The following is a 19819-nucleotide window of genomic DNA, read 5'->3' as shown; positions in this document are numbered from 1 at the left end:
TCGGGGGGCGAAGATCGTGCTGGGTTGTCGGGCGGATGCACAGGTATGTCTCGTGGATCAGGGCCGGGCTCGTCTCGGGGCAGAACGTTGCCGATTCAGCTCCGAAGAGCTGATCGGCCGTCATGCGGGATGCACTCGTTTCGCACTATATCTAGCGTTGGGGAGGATAGCAAGACCCCATAGCTAGTGCACAGCATTTTCACAGCTTGTCCACATCGCCGCCCCCCGCAAAACCGGAAAAATCAGGTTTTGACTAAGGGAAAACCTGTGGAAGCGAGGCCGCTTGCGCGGCGCAGCGCGGCCCAGTCAAAGCAAGGGCCGGGATCGGTCTTACGCCCGGGTGCGACGTCGCTGTGACCCACGATGAAACGGATGGGATAAGCCTCGACCAATGCGGCGACCAGGGCCGCGAGCGTGTCATACTGCGCCGCCTCAAACGGGATGGTGTCGCTGCCTTCAAGCTCAATGCCCAGGCTGTAGTCGTTGCACCGACTGCGGCCTTGAAACGAGGAAGCGCCGGCATGCCAGGCACGCTGCTCGCACCCGACGTATTGCACAAGCGATCCATCGCGCCGCACCAGAAAATGGGCCGATACACGCAGACCCTCCAACGCGGCGAAGCTGGGGTGCGCGCGGCTATCGAGCGTGCCGAGAAACAGAGCATCGATGAAGTCGCCGCCGAACTGCCCTGCGGGCAAGGAGATGTTGTGCAGCACCACCAGATCCAGTGTCGTGCCATAGGGCCGCGCATCGCAATGGGGTGACGGCCGGTGCTGCGCGTGGCGATACCAGCCATGGTCGAACAGCGCCCGGGCACGCGGCTGCGCGCGTGCTGCGGGTTCAGAACGCGTCGGGCCCATCGTCGCGTATGTTCAGGCGCTCCATGCGGTAGCGGATCTGGCGCAGATTCAACCCGAGCAGCTGGCCGGCGGCCGTGCGGTTGAAACGCGTTCGGCGCAGCGCTTCGAGAAGGATGCCGCGCTCGATCCGATCGAGGTAGGTGGACAAATCCAGCGGCAGGACGGGTGCCTGCCAGGTCGGCGGTGCCGCTGCGGGGGAGGGAGGCGCAACCGCAGGCGAGCCGGATCCCGGTGCCGGGAAGTCGACGGCGGGTGCACGGGTCGGCGGGGCGCCGCGTCCAGCAAAAAGATCCTCGGGCGGGGGATCCAGGTCCTGCGGCCCGATGATGTCAGAAGTGGACAGGGCGGTCGCGCGGTGCAGAAGATTCTCCAGTTCGCGCACATTGCCTGGAAAGGCATGCATGCGCAGCTGCAGGAGGGCCTCCGGGCTGAGACGCAGCTCCGGGCGCTCGTGGTCGGAGCGGATGCGTCGAAGCAGTGCGTCGACGAGCAAGGGCAGGTCGTCCAGGCGTTCGCGCAACGGTGGCAGGGCCACCCCGATGACGTTGAGCCGGTAATACAGGTCCTGCCTGAACAGACCCTCTGCCACGCAACGCTGAAGGTCTCGATGGGTGGCGCTGACCAGGCGCACGTCGACCGGCGTTTCGGTGGTTTCGCCCAATGCACGGATCTTGCGTTCCTGCACGGCCCGCAGCAGTTTGGCTTGCATGGACAGGGGAAGTTCGCCGATTTCGTCGAGGAAGAGCGTGCCACCACCGGCAGCGGCGAAAAATCCGTCGTGCGAGGCCATTGCTCCGGTGAACGCCCCCTTGCGGTAGCCAAAGAATTCGGCCTCCAACATCTGCTCGGGAATCGCGCTGCAATTCACCGGCACGAACGGCCCGGCAGCGCGATTGCTCAGTTCATGCACCGCGCGGGCCGCCAACTCCTTTCCAGTTCCCGATTCGCCGTGGATCAACACCGGGGCCATGCCGCGGGCCGAGCGGCGAAGCGTGTCCTTGACGGCCTGCATCGGCGCGGATTCGCCCACCATGGCCTGCAGCGCTGCCGTCTGCTTTTCCGGTGTTCCGGCAACCGCACCCTGAGCGATGGCCGAGCGAACCACTTGACGCAATTGGCGCAAGTCCACGGGTTTGGTGAGGTAGTCGAAGGCGCCCATCTTCAGCGCCTGCACAGCGGTGGAGGCGCTGCCGTAGGCGGTGGCGATGATGATGCGCTCACCGCGCTTGAGAGCGGCCGACCAAGCCAGGATGTCGAGTCCTTCGCCATCGGGCAGCCGCATGTCGACGATGGCGACGTCGAAGCGGTGCTGATTCATGCGCGCGCGCGCCTCAGCGACGCTCTCGGCTTCTTCCACCTGCCAGCCTTCACGCACGAGGGTCAAGGTATAGAGTTCGCGCAAATCAGGTTCATCATCGACGATGAGGATGCGAATCGGGGCTGCTGCTTCGGACATGGATCGGGCTGCTTTGGGTCAGGGCCGGTTTTCAAGTGCGGCAGTGGTAATGATGACGAACTCCCCGAAGGCCTTCGGGTCATGCTCGCGCCTGACGCGGTACTCCAGTCGGGCGCCGTAGCGCGAACACAATTCCTGGGAAATATACAGACCCAGGCCCGTGCCGCGGCTGTCGGTGGTAAAGAAGGGCTCAAACATCTGCGCGCGTTTTTCCGGGGCCACGACCGGGCCGTCATTGGCCACGCTGAGTTCGCGCACTCGTCCAGTGCCGCGCAGCCGCACGCGGATGGCGCCTGCGCGAGTGCTGGCAAAGCGGCGTGCGTTGCCGAGCAGATTCACCAGCACGCGGCGCAGGTGCTGCGGATCAAAATGCAGGGTCGCCGCCTCGTCGTCAGCCAGCAGTGCAACACGTCCCTGCCCGTCGTGGTCGAACTCTGTGGCCAATTCGCGCAGCATGCGCATGGGTTGCAGATCGATGCCTTCGCGCGCGGTGGATCGTCCGAGGTCAAGCACGTCTTCCACGATACGGTTGAGCCGGTCCACGTTCTGTGCAATCAACGCCGACATGCGCTCGCGCTGAACGTCATTCAGTCCGGGCTCGGCCGAGAGCTGGTTCGCCTGGGCAATGGCACCCAAGGGGTTGCGAATCTCGTGCGCGACACCGGCGACAAGGCGCCCCAGCGCCGCAAGTTTGTCCTGCTGGATCTGATGGCTGATCTCCCGGAGATCCTGGACAAACACGACGTACCCTGGCTCGCCCGGCAATTGGCGCAGGAGTTGCACACGCGCCTGCAGGCGCAGTCCGCCAGGCCCCTCGAAAATGACTGGTGCAGGGGGAAGGCCCAATGCAGCGTGCTGGCGTACTGCGTCGGCCAGCACGCGGGCGCCGGGGTGGCCTGTGAGGAGCACAGGCTCCGTCTCAGCGGTGTTGGGGTCGCTCAAGCCCAGCATGCGAACGGCTGCAGGGTTCGCCGTTTCCACCCGCAACGTGGCGTCGAGCACCATCACGCCGTCGGGCTGCTCAAGGAGCACATGGCGGTTGATGGCGAGTTGGCGCTTGGCTCGAATTTCACTCGCACGGGCTCGCTCCTCCTGGCGCACCAGCCGCTGCGATAGCTGCCAGGCCAGCACGCCGATGGCGAAATAGGCGGCGCCGACGAAGCCGGCGCCGAGGAATTGAGGGTCGGCCAGGTTGGTGCCGCCAGTAAACATCCAAAGGGCCTGCGCGAGGAGAATGAGCGACACGGCAGCGGCAGTGGCGAGCGTAAAGCGCAGGGTCCCATACACGCCGGCTGCCAACACGGGTAGCGTGTAGCTGAGGACGAACTCGCGCGAGGGTTGGCCAGCCAAAAGTTGCAGGGTGGCATAACCGGCCAAATCGGTCAGTACGGCTGCCAGAACCTGCCATGCAAAGCCGCGCGAAGTGCTGAGGCTCAACACGAACTGCAGCACAACCACCACGGCGTAACCCAGGGCGATCCACAACCCCAGACGATGGCTCGCATGCGCCGGGCCCATCTCGGTCAGCAAAAACCACCCCAGCAAAATTCCGCCCATCATCAGGCGCGCGGCGCCGAGCAAGCGGAAGGCGCGCAGGCGCTCCCGGCTTGGCGCCACACCCGAGATCATGCGGTCAATCAGGGCGGAGGCGTGGGCGTTGGCTTGGTGTTCAGGTTGGAAGGCAAAGCCGCTGTCGGGCTTGCCTTCAGCGTCGCCGTAGCGCAATTCACCCCAAGCGGGCATGTTCGGTGCAGCAGTAGGGGTTGTCGCCCTTCCACACGCAGCGACTCTGGGGCACGTGCACGCCGCAATGGTGGCAGGCGTACATGTGCTCCGGAGGAGCAGGCTTGCGGGGCTTACGCGCGCCGGGAATCTCGCGGTGCTGGTGGCTCTTCTTCAACAGAGTCAGTCCCACGATGACAACCACGAATACGAGCAGGTATTTCATCGGTGGAGGATGACCTGAAGGACGAAGCGCGAGCCGACATAGCTCAGCAACAGCAGGGCCGAACCGGAGAACAACCAGCGTAATGCCTGCCGCCCGCGCCAGCCCAGCACGCCTCGTCCCAGAAGAAGAACCGCAAACAGCAGCCATGCCGCCACGGCGAACACCGTCTGATGGTTCAGTTCGAAGGCGTGCCCGAACAGTCGTTCGCTGAAGCTGATGGCGAAGAGCAGGGAAGCGGTGAGCAAGGCGAAGCCGAGCGCCGCCAACCGGTAGGTAAGCTTTTCAAGGGTCAGCAGGGGAAGGGCCGGGCCGAGCCCCGCCAGGGTGGGCCGGCGTCGATGCAATGCGCGATCGGCCGACCACAGCATGAACCCATGCAGCACCGCCGCACCAAATAGGCCATAAGCCGCTATGCCCATGGCCCAATGCAATGAAAACGCGATGCCCGCACCCGGTGGAGCCAGGCGGTCACCGGGAAAGAACCAGGTCAATAGCAGGGAGATCGCCGCCAGCAGGCAGATCCATGACCGCAGACCCTGTAACGGGTAATACAGGCTTTCCACCCAGTACACGGCAGCAACCAGCCAGAACGTGAGCGACAGTGCCGGGGCAAACCCGAAATCCGGATCATGCAAACCCTGAAGGACGAGAACAAAACTGCTGGCATGGGCAAGCCACGCGAGCAGCATGGCTACCGTGGCCGCATCACGATAGGAATGCTCACCCGAGGCTTGGGTCGCGCGCGCTCGCCCACCCCGCGGACGGGCAAGAAACGAAGCCAGCAGGTAGAGTACGAAGGCCGAGCCGTTGACTAAAATCCACATGTTTTGAGTTTAACCGAGGGCCTTGCCGATTTTTGCCGCCGTGCGAGGAAGGCCCATTGTCCCGCATCCAGGAACCTGGGGCCCGTCCCGGCTGGATGACACCTCGGCAAGTCCGGTCCGGCGCACCGGCCCGCCATCCGGTTTACACCGTCCGTTGCCCCAGCGCATGGACACGCCAGACTACCGCAGACCACTCTATGCTCAATAACCTGACCCAGCGCCTGTCCCGAGTCGTCAAGACCATGCGAGGCGAGGCACGCATCACCGAGTCCAATATCGCCGACATGATGCGCGAGGTGCGGTTGGCCTTGCTGGAGGCGGACGTCGCGCTGCCTGTGGTGCGCGAGTTCACCGCGCGCGTGAAGGAGAAAGCGCTCGGGCAGGAGGTGGTAGGGTCGCTCTCGCCCGGACAGGCGCTGGTCGCCGTGGTGCACAAAGAGCTGGCGGCCCTGATGGGGCCCGAGGCCGTTGGGCTGAACCTCGCGGTGCAGCCGCCAGCGGTTGTACTCATGGCCGGCCTGCAGGGCGCGGGCAAGACCACGACCACGGCGAAGTTGGCAAAGTGGCTGACGGAGCGTCAAAAGAAAAAGGTACTCACGGTGTCGTGCGACGTGTACCGCCCAGCTGCCATCGCGCAGCTACAGACTGTCACACAACAGGCCGGGGCCGAATTTCTGCCCTCATCTCCCAGCGAAAAGCCGCTGGACATCGCAAAGCGGGCGTTGGATTATGCGCGCGCCCACCACTTCGATGTGCTGCTGGTGGACACCGCCGGCCGCCTGGCGGTGGATGCGGACATGATGCGCGAGATCGCCGAACTGCATGGCGTGCTCAAGCCGATCGAGACGCTTTTCGTGGTCGACGCCATGCAGGGCCAGGATGCGCTTGCCACAGCGCGAGCGTTCCATGATGCGCTGCCACTGACGGGCATTGTGTTGACCAAGCTCGACGGCGACGCGCGCGGCGGCGCGGCGCTTTCCGTCCACCACGTCACGGGTGCTCCCGTGAAGTTCGCTGGCGTGTCGGAAAAAATTGACGGACTGGAAGCCTTCGACCCGTCGCGCATGGCGGATCGAATCCTTGGCATGGGCGACGTGCTGGCCCTGGTGGAGGAGGCGCAGCGCAGCGTTGACATTCAGGCAGCGCAGCAACTCGCACAGAAGGTGAAGTCGGGTGAACAATTCGATCTCAACGACTTCCTCATGCAGTTGCAGCAGATGAACAAGATGGGGGGGCTGCAGGGGCTGATGGACAAACTCCCGGCGGAAATGCAGGCGCGCGCGGGTCAGGCCGACATGGACAAGGCTGCACGCGACGTGCGCCGCATGCAGGGCATCATCTGCGCGATGACCCCGCAGGAACGTCGCAAGCCGGACGTCATCAAGGCATCGCGCAAGCGTCGAATTGCCGCCGGCGCTGGCGTGCAGGTGCAGGAAGTCAACCGCATGCTCGGCCAGTTCGAGCAAATGCGCGACATGATGAAAAAAATGAAGGGCGGCAAGATGTTCAAGATGATGCAGCGCATGGGTGGCGCCGGATTGATGCGGCGCTGAATGCGGGTCAGCGCGCGCGACTGCGGCTGGCGAACTGTTCGCTTGGGGGATTCACCACCCACTCTCGACGTGCCCCAAGCACTGCATCGGGATAGGCGGCCTGACTGCGCGAGCCGTTGTAGCGTCCCAATGCCATGAAAAGGTCACCATGCTCCTCATTGAGGTAATGGCGCAAGATGACACAGCCGTAGCGCAGGTTCACTTGCATGCGAAACAGGGCCAACTTGTCGCCATTGCCGATCTGCTTGGTCCAGAACGGCATAACTTGCATCAGGCCCATGGCACCGACCGGTGAAATGGCGTATTTCTTGAAGCCGCTTTCCACCTGAATCAACCCGAGCACGAGCGCCGGCTCAAGCCCTGCACGGTGCGCCTCGTACCAGACGGTGCGAAGAAACGCCTCGCGCACAACAGGGTTGGGCATACGCCCGCGCAGCCGGGTCGATTCCGTGGCCAGCCACAGCAGGTAGGTCACAAGGTGATTGGGGTCTCGAAAATCGGGCGTTTGTGGTGTGGAGGCGGCAATTTGGCCGGCGAGCGCCAGGCGTACCGCGTCCGAGAGCTGTTCTTCTTTTTGGTCACCGGCCCAGGCGGGCGCCGCGCTCCTGGCCAGCATGCCCATCAGCATGGCAAACGTGGCGAGGCGGCGCAGCCAACCCGATCGGTGCAGATTCACGGCGCGTATGTCGTGCGTTTGCGGGCGGCGCAGCTCAGGCGGCGCTGCGAGCGCGCAGATGCGTCAGCACCGCATCCAGCGCAATGGGGGTGGCCTGCGCATCGCGTCGGTGCTGGTATTCCAGCGTGCCAGCACTGAGTCCCCGTTCAGAGACCACCAATCGGTGGGGCACTCCGATGAGTTCCCAGTCGGCAAACATCGCCCCCGGGCGCTCGCCGCGGTCGTCGAGGACGACGTCCATATCCGCGTCCAACAGTTGCAGGTACAGCCGGTCTGCCGCCTCACGCACGGCGGCGTTCCGGTCGTAGGCGATCGGGCAGATCACCACGGTGAACGGTGCGATCGCTTCGGGCCATATCATGCCGCGCGCATCGTGATTCTGCTCAATGCAGGCGCCGAGGATGCGGGTGATGCCGATGCCGTAGCAGCCCATTTCCAGCGTTTTGGATTTCCCGTTCTCATCAAGGAACGTTGCGCCCATCGGGGCCGAATACTTGGTGCCGAGGTAGAACACATGGCCCACCTCAATCCCGCGGCAAATGGCAAGTTGACCCTTGCCATCAGGGCTCGGATCGCCAGCGACCACGTTGCGGATGTCAGCAACCTCGGGCTCTGGAAGATCACGGTCCCAATTCACGCCGGTGTAGTGGAAGTCCGTGGCATTGGCGCCAACCACGAAATCGTGCATGGCCGCCACAGTGCGGTCGGCCACGATCCGCACTGCACGTGCAGTCCCGATGGGTCCAAGGTAGCCAGGGCTGCATCCGAAATGTTCGATGATTTCCGCCTCCGTGGCCATGCGTGCGTCCTTCATGCCAGGCAATTTGCTGACCTTGATGTCGTTCACCGCATGGTCGCCACGCACCAGCAGAAGCACGATAGCCGTCGACGCGACGCGGGACTCGCCGAGGGGCGCCTCCACGGCCATGACCACCGACTTGACCGTGTGCTCAAGCGGGATGCCAAGCAGGGCGGCGACGTCCTCGCATTTCGCCGCGCCCGGCGTAGGCGTCTTGCGCAGCGGAGCCATAGGGGCTGCGCGCCGGGCAATCAGCGGCAGCGCCTCGGCCAGTTCCACGTTCGCTGCGAAGTCGGACTGCGGACAGTAGGCAATCGAATCCTCGCCCGTCTCGGCGATGACATGGAACTCGTGGCTCATCGAGCCCCCGATCGCACCGGAGTCCGCCGCCACGGCGCGAAACTCGAATCCAAAACGCTGGAAGATGCGCTGATACGCCGCATACATGGTCTGGTAGCTCTGCTGGGCGCCGGCGTAATCCCGGTCGAAGGAGTAGGCGTCCTTCATCGTGAACTCACGTGCGCGCATCACGCCGAAGCGCGGCCGCCGCTCGTCGCGGAATTTGGTCTGAATATGAAAGAAATTCAAGGGAAGTTGCCGCCAGGAGCGAATCTCGCCGCGCGCGATGTCGGTGACCACCTCCTCGGACGTGGGCTGAACGACGAAGTCACGTTGGTGGCGGTCTTTGATGCGCAGGAGTTCCGCGCCATAGTGTTCCCAGCGTTCGGTTTCCTGCCAGAGTTCGGCCGGTTGCACCACGGGCATCAGCAGTTCGATGGCGCCGGCACGCGTCATTTCCTCGCGCACGATGGCCTCCACCTTGCGGATGCTGCGCAGCCCCAGCGGCATGTAGGTGTACAGGCCAGCTGCGAGCTTTCTGATCATCCCGGCACGCAACATCAGGGCTTGGCTGGCGACTTCGGCATCAGCCGGGGCTTCTTTCTGGGTCGAAATGAAAAAGCGGGAAACGCGCATGAAGGGTTTGCCTGGAGACAGTGGGGAAGGGGATGCTGCAGTGTCCGACCTTGCCGGTCTTGCGGAAAGGGCCAGAGGGGATCGGCAACGCGCAAGCCGGTGCCTATAATCAAATCACGATTCTAAAAGATGAAGGATATTGGCCATGTTGGACCGCGAAGGCTATCGTCCCAACGTCGGCATCATCCTGCTAAACACCAAAAATCAGGTGTTTTGGGGCAAGCGGGTGAGTGCGCATTCCTGGCAATTCCCGCAAGGTGGCATCAACGCCGGAGAAAACCCCGAGCAGGCGATGTACCGCGAACTGTTCGAGGAGGTCGGGCTGAAGCCCTGCCATGTGCATGTGCTGGGGCGCACCCGCAACTGGTTGCGCTATGACGTCCCGCAGCAATACCTGCGGCGCGACAGCCGGGGCATTTACAAAGGCCAGAAGCAGATCTGGTTTCTTCTCAAGCTTACCGGGCGCGATTGTGATGTGTGCCTGCGTGCGACCAGCCACCCGGAGTTTGACGCCTGGCGCTGGAATGACTACTGGATTGCACTGGATAGCGTGATCGAGTTCAAGCGTGACGTCTACCAGCAGGCCCTGTCGGAGCTTTCGCACTTGCTGCCGAGACTGGAGCCGCGTACGCGCTATTTGCGGGCCAATCTACGCCATGGGCGTCCTTTGCATGGCGCCTTCACTCACGAACCGGTTCCCGAATGATCCACTCGTTCCCATTGCGGCAGGCCGCGCGTGCGCTGGCATGCAGCCTGCTGCTGTGCTCGGCAACCAGTCTTGCCTTTGCCCAAGCCTCGGAAAATCAAGAGGGCTTGTTCGGGCCATTGAAGCCCCCTGCAAGCGCCGTCGCCGTTCAATTTCCCAAGGCTCCGCAAGAGGCCGCGCTGCAAAAGGTTTCCGTCACTGGCGGCTCGACGATGGGATTTTTTGTCGATCTGTCCAGTATCAGCGTCGCCAGCGACACCGTGGTGCGTTACGTCCTGGTGGCGCAAAGCGCGGAAGGCGTGCGCAATGTCAGCTATGAGGGCTTGGACTGCGCGCAAAACGCCTGGCATGTTTACGGGGTTTGGAGTGCGGGTGGACAACAGTGGGTTCGGAATCCGCAGACGGATTGGATCGCCGTGAACGTGGGCGGATTCACACGCATCCATGGAGTGCTTGCCTCGGACTACCTTTGCGAGAATGGGCGCGCAGCGGGCTCCGCTGAGACCATCGTGGAAAACCTCAGGCAGGGTTTGCATGGCCCTCAGCCCACGCCTTGACGGCGTGGGCTGAGCGTCCTTCCAGGTGCTCGGCGACAGACCCGGGCCGTGCGGCGTGTGGCTCGGCGCGGCGGTCACCCGGCGGCAAGCTGTGTCAGGACCATGTTGTCGCGGTGAATGAGTTCGGATTCCTCGATGAATCCGAGAATGGGTTCGATCTGCGCGGTTGGAGCGCGCCGGATGAGCCGGGCTTCCGCAGACGCGTAATTGCTCAGTCCCCGTGCAATCTCCCGGCCCTGATCGTCGAGCACGACGATCACATCGCCGCGCTCGAACTCGCCAAGCACATCGACGACCCCCACGGGCAGCAAGCTGGCGCCACCTTCGCGCAGGTGGTGGGCCGCACCGGCGTCCACAACCACGCGTCCGGCAGTCTGCAGGTGATCAAGCATCCATTGCTTGCGCGCAGCCAGTTTCCCGGCACCCGCGCGCAACTGGCTGCCAATGCACTGGCCGCTTGCCAGGCGCAGCAGCACCTCGCGCTCCCGTCCGCTGGCAATGACCGTGTGCGCCCCGCTTTGCGCCGCACGCCGCGCAGCCAAGACCTTGGTCAGCATGCCGCCCTTGCCGATGGCGCTGCCTGCGCCCCCGGCCATGGCGGCGAGCGAAGCATCGTCGGCCCGTGCGTCGGCGATCAGTCGTGCTGAGGGGTCCTTGCGGGGATCGGCCGAGTACAAGCCGCGCTGGTCGGTCAGGATGATGAGCGCGTCGGCTTCCACCAGGTTCGTCACCAGCGCACCAAGCGTATCGTTGTCGCCGACTTTGATTTCATCGGTGACCACCGTGTCGTTTTCGTTGATCACTGGCACGACGCCGTGCGCGAGCAAGGTCACGAGGGTGCTTCGGGCGTTCAGGTAGCGCTGGCGGTTGGCAAGATCGGCGTGCGTCAGCAGGATCTGCGCGCAATGCCGGCCATGCGCGCTGAATGCTGTTTCGTAGGCCTGTGCGAGTCCCATCTGACCGACGGCAGCCGCCGCCTGCAGTTCAGGGATTTCGCTCGGTCGCTTGGCCCAACCCAGACGTTTCATCCCCTCGGCGATGGCGCCACTGGACACCAGGATGACTTCCTTGCCCAGAGCGTGCAGTGCCACAATCTGTTGCGCCCAAAGCGCCACGGCGCCATGGTCGATGCCACGACCTTCATCCGTGACCAGGCTCGAGCCGACCTTGACGACCAACCGGCGTGCCCCGGCGATCACGGATGTGGGAGGCACGGACTCATTGCTCATGTTGGGCGAAGCGGGGATCGGTCGGCGGCTCCGGCTCGGCGGGTGCAGCGGCCCGAACAGCCTCGAATATGTCGCGCAGGAGGGGCTCAAGGCCTTCGCGCGCCAGTGCCGAGATCACATACACGGGCCCCTTATGGCGCAGGCGGCGCACGATGTCTGCGGTGCGCGCCTTGCGTTCCTCGGCCGGAACCATGTCGATCTTGTTGAGTACAAGCCAGCGGGGCTTGGCCGCAAGCTCAGGGTCGTATTTCTTCAACTCAGCAACTACGCTACGCGCATCGCGCACGGGATCGGCTGCGGGGTCGAAAGGAGCCACATCCACGAGGTGCAGCAGCAAACGGGTGCGCTGCAGATGGCGCAGGAACTGGTGCCCGAGGCCAGCACCTTCGGCCGCGCCTTCGATGAGCCCGGGTATGTCAGCAACGACGAAACTCTGGCCTTCGCCCAGACGCACGACGCCTAGTTGCGGGTGCAGGGTCGTGAAGGGGTAATCGGCAATCTTGGGGCGTGCGTTCGACACTGCGGCGATAAATGTGCTCTTGCCTGCGTTGGGCATGCCCAGAAGGCCCACATCGGCAAGCACCTTGAGTTCGAGATGCAGCTTGCGCTGTTCCCCGGGTTGACCCGGCGTGCTTTGACGCGGGGCGCGGTTCGTGCTGGACTTAAAGCGCAGGTTGCCAAGGCCGCCTGCTCCGCCGTGGGCAAGCACAATGCGCTGCCCCGATTGGGTGAGATCCGCCACCACCTCGTCGGTCTCCGCATCCCGAACAAGGGTGCCCACCGGCACACGCAACAGCATGTCCTCGCCAGCCGCCCCGAATTGGTCGGCACCACGACCATGTTCCCCATTGCGTGCCCGGTACAGGCGCTGGTAACGGAAATCAATCAGGGTGTTGAGGTTGGAGTCGGCTTGCACATAGACATGGCCGCCACGCCCGCCATCACCGCCGTCGGGGCCACCGAAGGGGATAAACTTTTCGCGACGAAAGGACATGCAGCCGTTGCCGCCATTGCCGGCAAAGACTTCGATCTGCGCTTCGTCGATGAATTTCACAATTTTTGGACCCGAAAACACAAGCCCCGGTTTGCCACTCTCTGGACGCAATGCCAGGGAGCCGCAAGCCGGGGCTTGAGCACTGCCAGTGAAGGTGCCGGAAGGCTCCGGCACCAGCCAAACTCAGGCCTCGGCCGTGTTCAGCGGGGTGATGTTGACGTACTGGCGGTTGTGCTCGCCCTTACGGCCGAATTGCACTTGCCCGTCGACCAGCGCGAACAGCGTGTGATCCTTGCCCATGCCCACGTTGACGCCTGCATGAAAGCGTGTGCCGCGCTGGCGCACGATGATCGAGCCGGCCGGGATGGCCTCGCCACCGAAGGCCTTGACCCCCAGCCGCTTGGCTTCGGAGTCACGCCCGTTGCGGGTTGAACCGCCACCTTTTTTCTGTGCCATGTTTCTTGCTCCTCAAGCAGCAATGCTTTCGATTTGCAGCTCGGTGTAGTTCTGCCGGTGTCCTTGCCGCTTCTGATAGTGCTTGCGACGGCGCATTTTGAAAATATGCACCTTCTCGCCTCGCCCATGCGCCAAGACTTTGGCCTTCACCGCCGCACCCGCCAATAGCGGGGTGCCGATACGGGTGTCCGCGCCATCAAAGACGGCGAGCACCTGATCGATCACGATGTCTTGGCCAATGTCTGCGGATAACTGTTCTACCTTGATCTTTTCGCCGGCGCAGACTTTGTACTGCTTGCCACCGGTTTTTATGACCGCATACATATGACAACTCCTGAAATTGAATGTGCGTCGTTCAAGTCGTGGCTGTATGGGTTCACCCGCTCGTATCAAGCTACCGAGCGCCTGCGCCCCATGCGCAACTGACTTTTCCGCCAGCACCGCTTATTGACGTCGCTAAACGTCCGTACTTCGAGCACGGGTCCTCACCTGGGCTCGACGAATCAGCGCATGGAGCACGCAAGTCCTCCATTGGCCGATGAACATTGCATCATAGCAGAGCCCAGCGGTTGCGTCATGTTCGCGCTCGCTGCCGTGTGCGGGACCGGCGCGCGACGGTTCGGTACGTGGCATACCTTGCTGCCGTGTGGGTTCAAGCCGGCCTGCTGCCATGGCGAGGCCTATAAAATGCCGCAGGCCTTCTTGGCCATGATCCGCGCCGCCATCAGCGCGAACCCATCCTTAGACCAGCGCACTTCGTGACCTCCTCGCACTCGATTCAGTCGATACTTGCTCCAATAGCTTCGGACATGCTGGAGGTCGATGCGACCATCCGGCACAATCTCACGTCCGAGGTGCAGCTGATCAATGCGATCAGTGCCTACATCGTTTCTGCCGGAGGCAAGCGATTACGCCCGGCGCTGTTGCTGCTCATCGCCAAGGCGCACGGCTATCAGGGACCGCACCATCATCTGCTTGCGGCGGTGGTCGAGTTGATTCACACCGCCACTCTGCTGCACGACGACGTGGTCGACGAGTCCGAATTGCGGCGCGGGCGCAAGACCTCGAATGCCACTTTCGGCAACGCGGCCAGCGTCCTGGCCGGGGATTTTCTGTACTCGCGCGCTTTCCAGATGATGGTGAAAGCTGGCGACATGCGCATTCTGCAAATCCTGGCTGACGCCACCAACGTCATCGCCGAAGGTGAAGTTCTGCAGTTGCTGAACATGCATGACCCGGATATCGGCGACGAGCGTTATCTGCAGGTCATCAATTACAAGACCGCTACCTTGTTCGAGGCTGCCGCTCGCATTGGGGCCGTGCTTGCGGGCACCAGCGCGGAGCATGAGGCGGCGGCCGCCAGCTATGGCCGGTGCATCGGTACAGCCTTCCAATTGATTGACGATGCTTTGGATTACAGCGGCAAGGCCGCCGAGATGGGCAAAAACGTCGGTGATGATTTGCGTGAGGGTAAGCCCACTCTTCCCCTGATTGTCGCCATGAAGCGCTGCTCGCCGCCCGAGCGCAAGGTCATTGAAGACGCCATCCGCGAAGGCCTGTCGGATGAGATGCCCCGAGTTCTGCAAATTGTTCAGAAATGCGGCGCGCTTGACGTCGTCTACGCCAGTGCGCAGACCGAACTCAACCGCGCGCGAAGCCTGATCGAGGGTCTAGCAGTCACTCCTGCTCGTGAGGCTCTGATAAACTTGTGTTCTTACTCTTTGGATCGCAATGCATGATCGGCATGCTGATATGCTGCGAATCCTCATCGGGGTGTAGCTTAGCCTGGTAGAGCGCTACGTTCGGGACGTAGAGGCCGGAGGTTCGAATCCTCTCACCCCGACCATGAATTTCCTGAATTTTCTTCGGAAAATGAAGAACTTGCAAAGGCCGCAGATTCTGCGGCCTTTGTGCTTTCCGGGGCCCGCTGTGCCAAATCGGTGCCAAATCGGCGCGGTTGGTGCCGCGCGCACGGTCTTCTTGGATTTCCAAGGACACTTATGACGACAAGAAGCCACTCGAATCAGGCCTTGGACGATGCGCCGCGGGTGCTTCGGTGGTGCAGACCACCCAGCTCTGCACCTGTCTAGCAAGCAGATTTATCGGCAGGCGGACTGGCCAACTCTTGATGCGCGCAGCTTGTTCATGGGTCCTGATGTGGTTGCGCGGGAGACTGGGCGAGGCTTGGTGACTGCACACTGCATCACCTGTCACCAAGTTCGTCGCCATGCACCTCAGATTCTGCCGCGGCAGCGGGTTGCTCTACCGCTTATCCTTAGTTCCGAGGGCCTCTGCTGGCAACACCCACGGTTACTCACGACACACCTACGTGGGTAGCATTGCGCTCGACGAGTCCTGCTCGAACCGGGCTCGCGTATTGCTCACGCTGCGCATCAAACGGCACGCGTAGCAGCATCTTGGTTGCAGAAAAGAAGGGTGCCGGGTCGTAAGTGTTTGCCACGCCGGACCACAGTTTCGCGCCCTGAGCTCAAGCGTAATCAGAGGTGTCGCTGGTTACCACATCGGCCTCCAGCCCGAAACGCCGGGCACTGACGTGCTCAGCGGGTAAGGCTCATGCTCGATGCCGCTGTACTATAGGTCGTGCATGCGGCGCTCAAGGTCTGCCGTGTCGACAGACTGCGCAAGGTAATCCTCGTTGAGCCCCTCTTGCGACTCGAGGCCTGGAAAAGCTTTGTGCAGAAATCGTATGAACGTGCTCATGATGTTCCTCCCAGGTGAGGAGCCCCTCATTTAGGTGAGGGTCGTCCCCAATCTACCGTAATGGCCATTCGCCAGGATTCAAGAATCCACATCACCTGTGTTGCTTTGCCGTCATCACAGCATCCCGCTGGCGCCATCAGCTCGGATTTCCAGTCTGAATGCTTGGCTCGAAAATTGTGGCTATGCGGCAGTCCGCCGTGCATTTGAGAAGGCTGCGCTGTCAGCTCGGCCGGCCGGGGTGGCCGCGCTTGCCGGAAATCCTGCTGCGGCTGCAGCGCGCAGCCGCCTGCTCCTTGGCGCTGGCACCCGCCGATAGGCATGTGGCACGGCCAGGCGATGCGCCTGTCCTCCAGGGGCTCGCATAGCCACGCCTGCGTGGCGTGCTCGCGACGTTCCAGGCGGGCCCCATCTCCGCGGTCGACGCCATCGCCCTGCGCGTGGCCATGACCCCCCGAGCTACGATGCAATGGTGAGCAACAATATGTTCGGAAACGGTCCCGCCGACGCAGTGGCGGCATGGGAATCTTGAGCGCCTCGCAAAGCGGCGGCGTGCCGCCGGCGCAGGGCTCCGGGGCATTCCCGGCGCTGGCGCTGGTGAGCATGTTGGCGGTGCAGACCCTGGTGTCCATGGTCGCGCTTGCGGTGCCGGCGATCGCTCCGGCGGTGGCTGCGGCCACTGCGCTGCCGCTGAGCGCGGTGGGCGTGTTCAGCGGCGCGCTGTACGTCGGCGCGATGCTTTCAGCGATCAACGTGGGCGGGCCGGTCGTGCGCTACGGCGCGGTGCGCGTGGCGCAGTTCTGTCTCGGACTGAGTGCCTGCGGGTTGGGACTGGTCGCCAGCGGTCGCGTGGCGTTGCTGCTGCCCGGCGCTCTGCTCATCGGCATTGGCTACGGCTCGGCCACACCGGCCAGCTCGCACCTGTTCGCCGACGAGGTGGCGCCTCGCTGGCGCGGCCTCGTGTTTTCCATCAAGCAGACTGGCGTGCCGCTCGGCGGCATGCTCGCCGGGGCCCTGCTGCCCGGCGCCGAGCAGCGCATGGGCTGGCAGGGCGCGCTGCCGCTGCTGGCACTGGCCTGCCTGGTCTGCTCGGGCTTGCTGCAGCCCGTGCGCGAACGTTTCGATGCACGCCGCGAGCCCGCACACCGCTTGGCGCTCGCCGGTTCGCTGCGCACCTTGCGCATGGTGTGGCGCCACCCGGCGGTACGCGAACTCGCCATCTGCACGGTGTTCTTCGCGGCCATGCAGGCGAGCATGGCGACGTACCTGGTCGCGCAGGGGCATGCCGGCGCCGGGCTCACGCCGATACGCGCAGGGCTGCTGCTGGCGACCGCGCAGGCCGCCGGAGTGCTCGGGCGTATCGCGTGGGGCTGGGCCAGCGACCACTGGGTGCGCCCGTCGCGCATGCTGGCACTGCTTGCGGTGGCCATGGGGGGGTGTGCCGTGCTCGCTGGCGGCATGCGCCCGGACTGGCCGCCGCTGGCACTGTTCGCACTGGCACTCGCGTTCGGCGCCACGGCGACCGGCTGGAACGGCGTATACCTCGCAGAGGTCGCGCGCTTGGCCCCTACCGGCATGGCCGGCGTGCTCACGGGCGGGACCCTGTTTTTCACTTTCTGCGGTGCCTTCGCCGGGCCCTTGGCCTTTGCCGGCATGGCCACGTTCACGCACCGCCTGGGCGACGGCTACGTCGCTATTGGCTGCGTGCTCGTCGCGCTCGGCGGCTTGCTGCTGTGGCGCCAGCGGCGCAAGTCCACCTCTGATCGTCGTGCCGGGTAGACGGGCTTCCGTACAAAGAAGTGCTTCTATGGATGGCGCATAGCAGCGGTGAGCGTGCCTGCCGGTGCGCGGCACGCGGTGTGTCGGCCGAAGCCTTCGCCATCGATCGTGGCTCGGCTTTCGTGGTGCCAGCTTGCTCGGGTGTCGGGCACGCGAATCCTCTCGCACGGCAGGCCCGATTCACAAACGGAGGTTGCGCGCAGCAACTCCGGAACGCCTAGGGTACCGACTGCAGCCGCTCGGGACGGGCCGACTCTCGAAAACGTGGCGGGGCGTCGTCCGATGGACCTGCCGTCGCGCATCTTCGGCTGCGGGAAGCGCCGCCCCGCCGCGGTGCTGCATGCGGCGCGCCGCATTTTTATTTCTTCTTGTGCCGATCCGGTACAACCGTGGTGATCGCGGGTTTGACCGCAAGCGGCGAGATCGGCTTTGCGGGGGATTTATCAAGCTTGGGCTTTTTCGCTTCTTTGTTGCTGCGTTGTTGACCTTTGGCCATGATGATTCTCCGATGGGTGGTCCGTTGGGCACAGATAAGAGCGAAGTGTAGGATGCACCTCGTAGTTGTCGCCGAGCCCCTGCCTTTCCCGGGCGCGTTCAGGCGGTTTCGCGAAGCCGGAACCTAGCTGAGCGACTGCCTGTGAGCTGCTGCATGCGTTGCGCGGCAAGGCGCTTGGCCCTTGCCGCGCAACCGGCGGCGGCAAGCCGAGGACGGGCGATGGCAAGCTGGCATGCCGGCCAGAAGCATCCCATTTCCTGGGGCGACGACCCTGGGTTTCGTGCGGTACGCTTGAGCCTTGGCACATTAAGGCGCAATGGCCGGGTGGCGCGCCCAGAATATCTCTTCGAATCGCGTATTGTCGAGCACCAGGGAATGTCCGAGCCGTCTGCCCAGCCCCGTCCAAGCCTGCGCGTTGCGTTGCGGGGCGACATCCTTCACTTTCTCGGCGATCCGGGGTGGGGCGAGGATGGGGGTGACGCTGTGCAGTTCGAGCCGGATGGCTGGTTGCTGGTAGAAGACGGCCGCATTCTGGGGGTGCGTGCTGCCGATGCGCCGCCCGATGCCTCTTGGGTGCGTGAGGACTGGCGAGGGCATCTTGTCCTTCCTGGTTTCATCGATCCGCACGTGCATGCCCCGCAACTTGATGTGATCGCCTCGTTTGGCGCGCCCTTGCTCGACTGGTTGGCACGCTACACGTTTGCGGCCGAGGCGCGTTATGCCGATCCCGAACAATGCCGTCTGGGTGCGGAGCGTTTTCTGCGCGCTTCGCTCTCCCATGGCACCACCGCGGCTGTCGTATTCGCGACGGTGCACCGCAATAGCAGCGAGGCCCTGTTCAGCGTGGCGCAGCGCTTGGGCATGAGGCTTGTCACTGGCAAGGTGCTTATGGACCGCAATTGTCCGGAGGAACTGCGCGACGACGCCACGCAGGCCGAGCGCGACTGTGTCGATTCGATTGAGCGTTGGCACGGCGTGGATCGCTTGGCCTATGCCGTCACGCCGCGCTTTGCCGCGACGAGTAGCCCCGCACAGCTGGCCATGGCTGGAGGGCTGCTGAAGGCTTATGAAAGGTGCGCGGGCGGCTTGTACATGCAGAGTCATTTGGCCGAGAACCGCGACGAAGTGCAGTGGATCGCCGAACTGTTTCCGCAAAGCCGCAGCTACCTCGACGTCTACGCACGGGCCGGGCTGCTCACGAGCCGCAGTATCCTGGCTCATGGAATCTGGGTGGACGATACCGACCGAGCGCTGCTGTCGCAGACCGGGACCAGTATCGCGTTTTCACCTTCATCGAACCTGTTCCTGGGTAGCGGGTTGTTTGACTGGGCGCGCGCACGCGCGGCGGGTGTACAGGTTGTTCCCGCAAGTGATGTAGGTGGCGGCACAAGCCTGTGCCAGCTTCGCACATTGGCCGATGGCTACAAGGTTCTGGCCCTGCAGGGCCAGAGCATGCCTGCCTGGGCTGCGCTCCATGCGGCGACGCGGGGCGCAGCGCGCAGTTTGGAGCTGGATCATGAGATCGGTCATTTCGGCGCCGGCACCATGGCTGACGTGGTGGTGTGGCGCTGGGCTGATGGCGCGGTGCAGCAGCGGCGGCAGGACATGGCACGCAGCTTGCATGAGCGGTTGTTCGCATGGATGACGCTTGCCGACGAACGCAACGTCGCGGCGGTCTATGTGCGAGGATGCAAAATTCCGACTGACGAGCTGTGGCCGGAGGCTGATGTGCATGCGCAGAGTCATGCTTACGGAGACCTCGGTCCTGCGGACTGCTCGTCGCTTTGACCCCC

General features: G+C 63.6%; 19 protein-coding genes and 1 tRNA gene. 7 read left to right on the top strand and 13 right to left on the bottom strand.

The window, feature by feature from the left end:
* Positions 1 to 242 precede the first annotated feature (242 nt).
* Genes ampD through CD04_RS0110010 form a run of 5 tightly spaced genes read right to left on the bottom strand, consistent with a single transcriptional unit; the run spans position 243 to position 5088 of the window.
* The gene (ampD, locus tag CD04_RS0110030) at positions 243 to 860 is read right to left on the bottom strand and encodes a 1,6-anhydro-N-acetylmuramyl-L-alanine amidase AmpD (RefSeq protein WP_081857886.1); all 618 of its coding nucleotides are present in this window, start codon (positions 858 to 860) and stop codon (positions 243 to 245) included.
* On the bottom strand, positions 841 to 2316 hold the full coding sequence (locus CD04_RS0110025; RefSeq protein WP_031406396.1) for a sigma-54 dependent transcriptional regulator: 1476 nt from the start codon (positions 2314 to 2316) through the stop codon (positions 841 to 843). The genes ampD and CD04_RS0110025 overlap by 20 nt, the downstream gene beginning before the upstream one ends.
* An 18-nt stretch (positions 2317 to 2334) precedes the next feature.
* The gene (locus CD04_RS21670) at positions 2335 to 4059 is read right to left on the bottom strand and encodes an ATP-binding protein (protein WP_231480525.1); all 1725 of its coding nucleotides are present in this window, start codon (positions 4057 to 4059) and stop codon (positions 2335 to 2337) included.
* Entirely contained in the window at positions 4043 to 4264 is a 222-nt protein-coding gene (locus tag CD04_RS0110015) for a PP0621 family protein (protein WP_031406392.1), read from the bottom strand. The genes CD04_RS21670 and CD04_RS0110015 overlap by 17 nt, the downstream gene beginning before the upstream one ends.
* Positions 4261 to 5088, bottom strand: coding sequence for an inner membrane protein YpjD (locus CD04_RS0110010; RefSeq protein ID WP_031406390.1), 828 nt, complete (start codon positions 5086 to 5088; stop codon positions 4261 to 4263). Before CD04_RS0110010 ends, CD04_RS0110015 begins: the two co-directional genes overlap by 4 nt.
* 197 nt (positions 5089 to 5285) lie before the next feature.
* Between CD04_RS0110010 and ffh the strand changes: the two genes are divergently transcribed.
* Positions 5286 to 6641, top strand: coding sequence for a signal recognition particle protein (gene ffh / locus CD04_RS0110005; RefSeq protein ID WP_031406388.1), 1356 nt, complete (start codon positions 5286 to 5288; stop codon positions 6639 to 6641).
* A gap of 7 nt (positions 6642 to 6648) precedes the next feature.
* Here the strand turns inward: ffh and CD04_RS0110000 are convergent, their stop codons facing one another.
* Entirely contained in the window at positions 6649 to 7269 is a 621-nt protein-coding gene (locus CD04_RS0110000) for a transglycosylase SLT domain-containing protein (protein ID WP_051849081.1), read from the bottom strand.
* A gap of 82 nt (positions 7270 to 7351) precedes the next feature.
* A complete protein-coding gene (locus tag CD04_RS0109995) occupies positions 7352 to 9091 on the bottom strand; it encodes a proline--tRNA ligase (protein WP_031406385.1) in 1740 nt (579 codons plus the stop codon).
* A 145-nt stretch (positions 9092 to 9236) separates the two neighbouring features.
* Between CD04_RS0109995 and CD04_RS0109990 the strand changes: the two genes are divergently transcribed.
* Both CD04_RS0109990 and CD04_RS0109985 read left to right on the top strand, forming a co-directional pair.
* Positions 9237 to 9797, top strand: coding sequence for an RNA pyrophosphohydrolase (locus tag CD04_RS0109990; protein WP_031406383.1), 561 nt, complete (start codon positions 9237 to 9239; stop codon positions 9795 to 9797).
* A complete protein-coding gene (locus CD04_RS0109985) occupies positions 9794 to 10354 on the top strand; it encodes a CNP1-like family protein (RefSeq protein WP_051849080.1) in 561 nt (186 codons plus the stop codon). Before CD04_RS0109990 ends, CD04_RS0109985 begins: the two co-directional genes overlap by 4 nt.
* Positions 10355 to 10428: 74 nt before the next feature.
* On the opposite strand, the gene proB is transcribed toward CD04_RS0109985, so the two are convergent.
* The 4 genes from proB to rplU form a co-directional block, all read right to left on the bottom strand.
* Entirely contained in the window at positions 10429 to 11583 is a 1155-nt protein-coding gene (gene proB / locus CD04_RS0109980; protein ID WP_031406379.1) for a glutamate 5-kinase, read from the bottom strand.
* A complete protein-coding gene (gene cgtA, locus CD04_RS0109975) occupies positions 11573 to 12637 on the bottom strand; it encodes an Obg family GTPase CgtA (protein ID WP_031406377.1) in 1065 nt (354 codons plus the stop codon). The genes proB and cgtA overlap by 11 nt, the downstream gene beginning before the upstream one ends.
* Positions 12638 to 12760: 123 nt before the next feature.
* Positions 12761 to 13033, bottom strand: coding sequence for a 50S ribosomal protein L27 (rpmA, locus tag CD04_RS0109970; RefSeq protein ID WP_031406375.1), 273 nt, complete (start codon positions 13031 to 13033; stop codon positions 12761 to 12763).
* A gap of 12 nt (positions 13034 to 13045) precedes the next feature.
* Positions 13046 to 13357, bottom strand: a complete 312-nt coding sequence (gene rplU / locus CD04_RS0109965; RefSeq protein WP_031406374.1) for a 50S ribosomal protein L21 — start codon at positions 13355 to 13357, stop codon at positions 13046 to 13048.
* Between the two features lie 485 nt (positions 13358 to 13842).
* Here rplU and CD04_RS0109955 point away from each other — a divergent pair, with 485 nt between their 5' ends.
* On the top strand, positions 13843 to 14772 hold the full coding sequence (locus CD04_RS0109955) for a polyprenyl synthetase family protein (RefSeq protein WP_038167689.1): 930 nt from the start codon (positions 13843 to 13845) through the stop codon (positions 14770 to 14772).
* Positions 14773 to 14802: 30 nt separating this feature from the next.
* Positions 14803 to 14879 (top strand) — tRNA-Pro (locus CD04_RS0109950).
* A 746-nt stretch (positions 14880 to 15625) separates the two neighbouring features.
* On the opposite strand, the gene CD04_RS23145 is transcribed toward CD04_RS0109950, so the two are convergent.
* Complete coding sequence (locus CD04_RS23145; RefSeq protein WP_197033071.1) at positions 15626 to 15754, bottom strand: DUF3563 family protein; 129 nt, start codon at positions 15752 to 15754, stop codon at positions 15626 to 15628.
* A 516-nt stretch (positions 15755 to 16270) separates the two neighbouring features.
* On the opposite strand from CD04_RS23145, the gene CD04_RS0109935 reads away from it, so the two are divergent.
* Positions 16271 to 17530 carry an MFS transporter gene (locus CD04_RS0109935; RefSeq protein ID WP_081857884.1) on the top strand — a complete coding sequence of 420 codons (1260 nt, stop codon included), beginning with the start codon at positions 16271 to 16273 and terminating at the stop codon, positions 17528 to 17530.
* Between the two features lie 358 nt (positions 17531 to 17888).
* Here CD04_RS0109935 and CD04_RS24145 read toward each other — a convergent pair whose 3' ends face one another.
* Positions 17889 to 18026: a hypothetical protein gene (locus tag CD04_RS24145; protein WP_197033070.1), complete on the bottom strand. Its 138-nt coding sequence runs from the start codon at positions 18024 to 18026 to the stop codon at positions 17889 to 17891.
* 375 nt (positions 18027 to 18401) lie between these two features.
* Between CD04_RS24145 and guaD the strand changes: the two genes are divergently transcribed.
* Positions 18402 to 19814, top strand: a complete 1413-nt coding sequence (gene guaD, locus CD04_RS0109925) for a guanine deaminase (RefSeq protein WP_081858000.1) — start codon at positions 18402 to 18404, stop codon at positions 19812 to 19814.
* The last annotated feature ends 5 nt before the right edge of the window (positions 19815 to 19819 follow it).

This window comes from Thiomonas sp. FB-Cd (assembly GCF_000733775.1).
GTDB lineage: Bacteria > Pseudomonadota > Gammaproteobacteria > Burkholderiales > Burkholderiaceae_C > Thiomonas_A.
The sequence above is the reverse complement of the archived record's forward strand: the minus strand, read 5'-3'. Positions and strand labels throughout refer to the sequence as shown.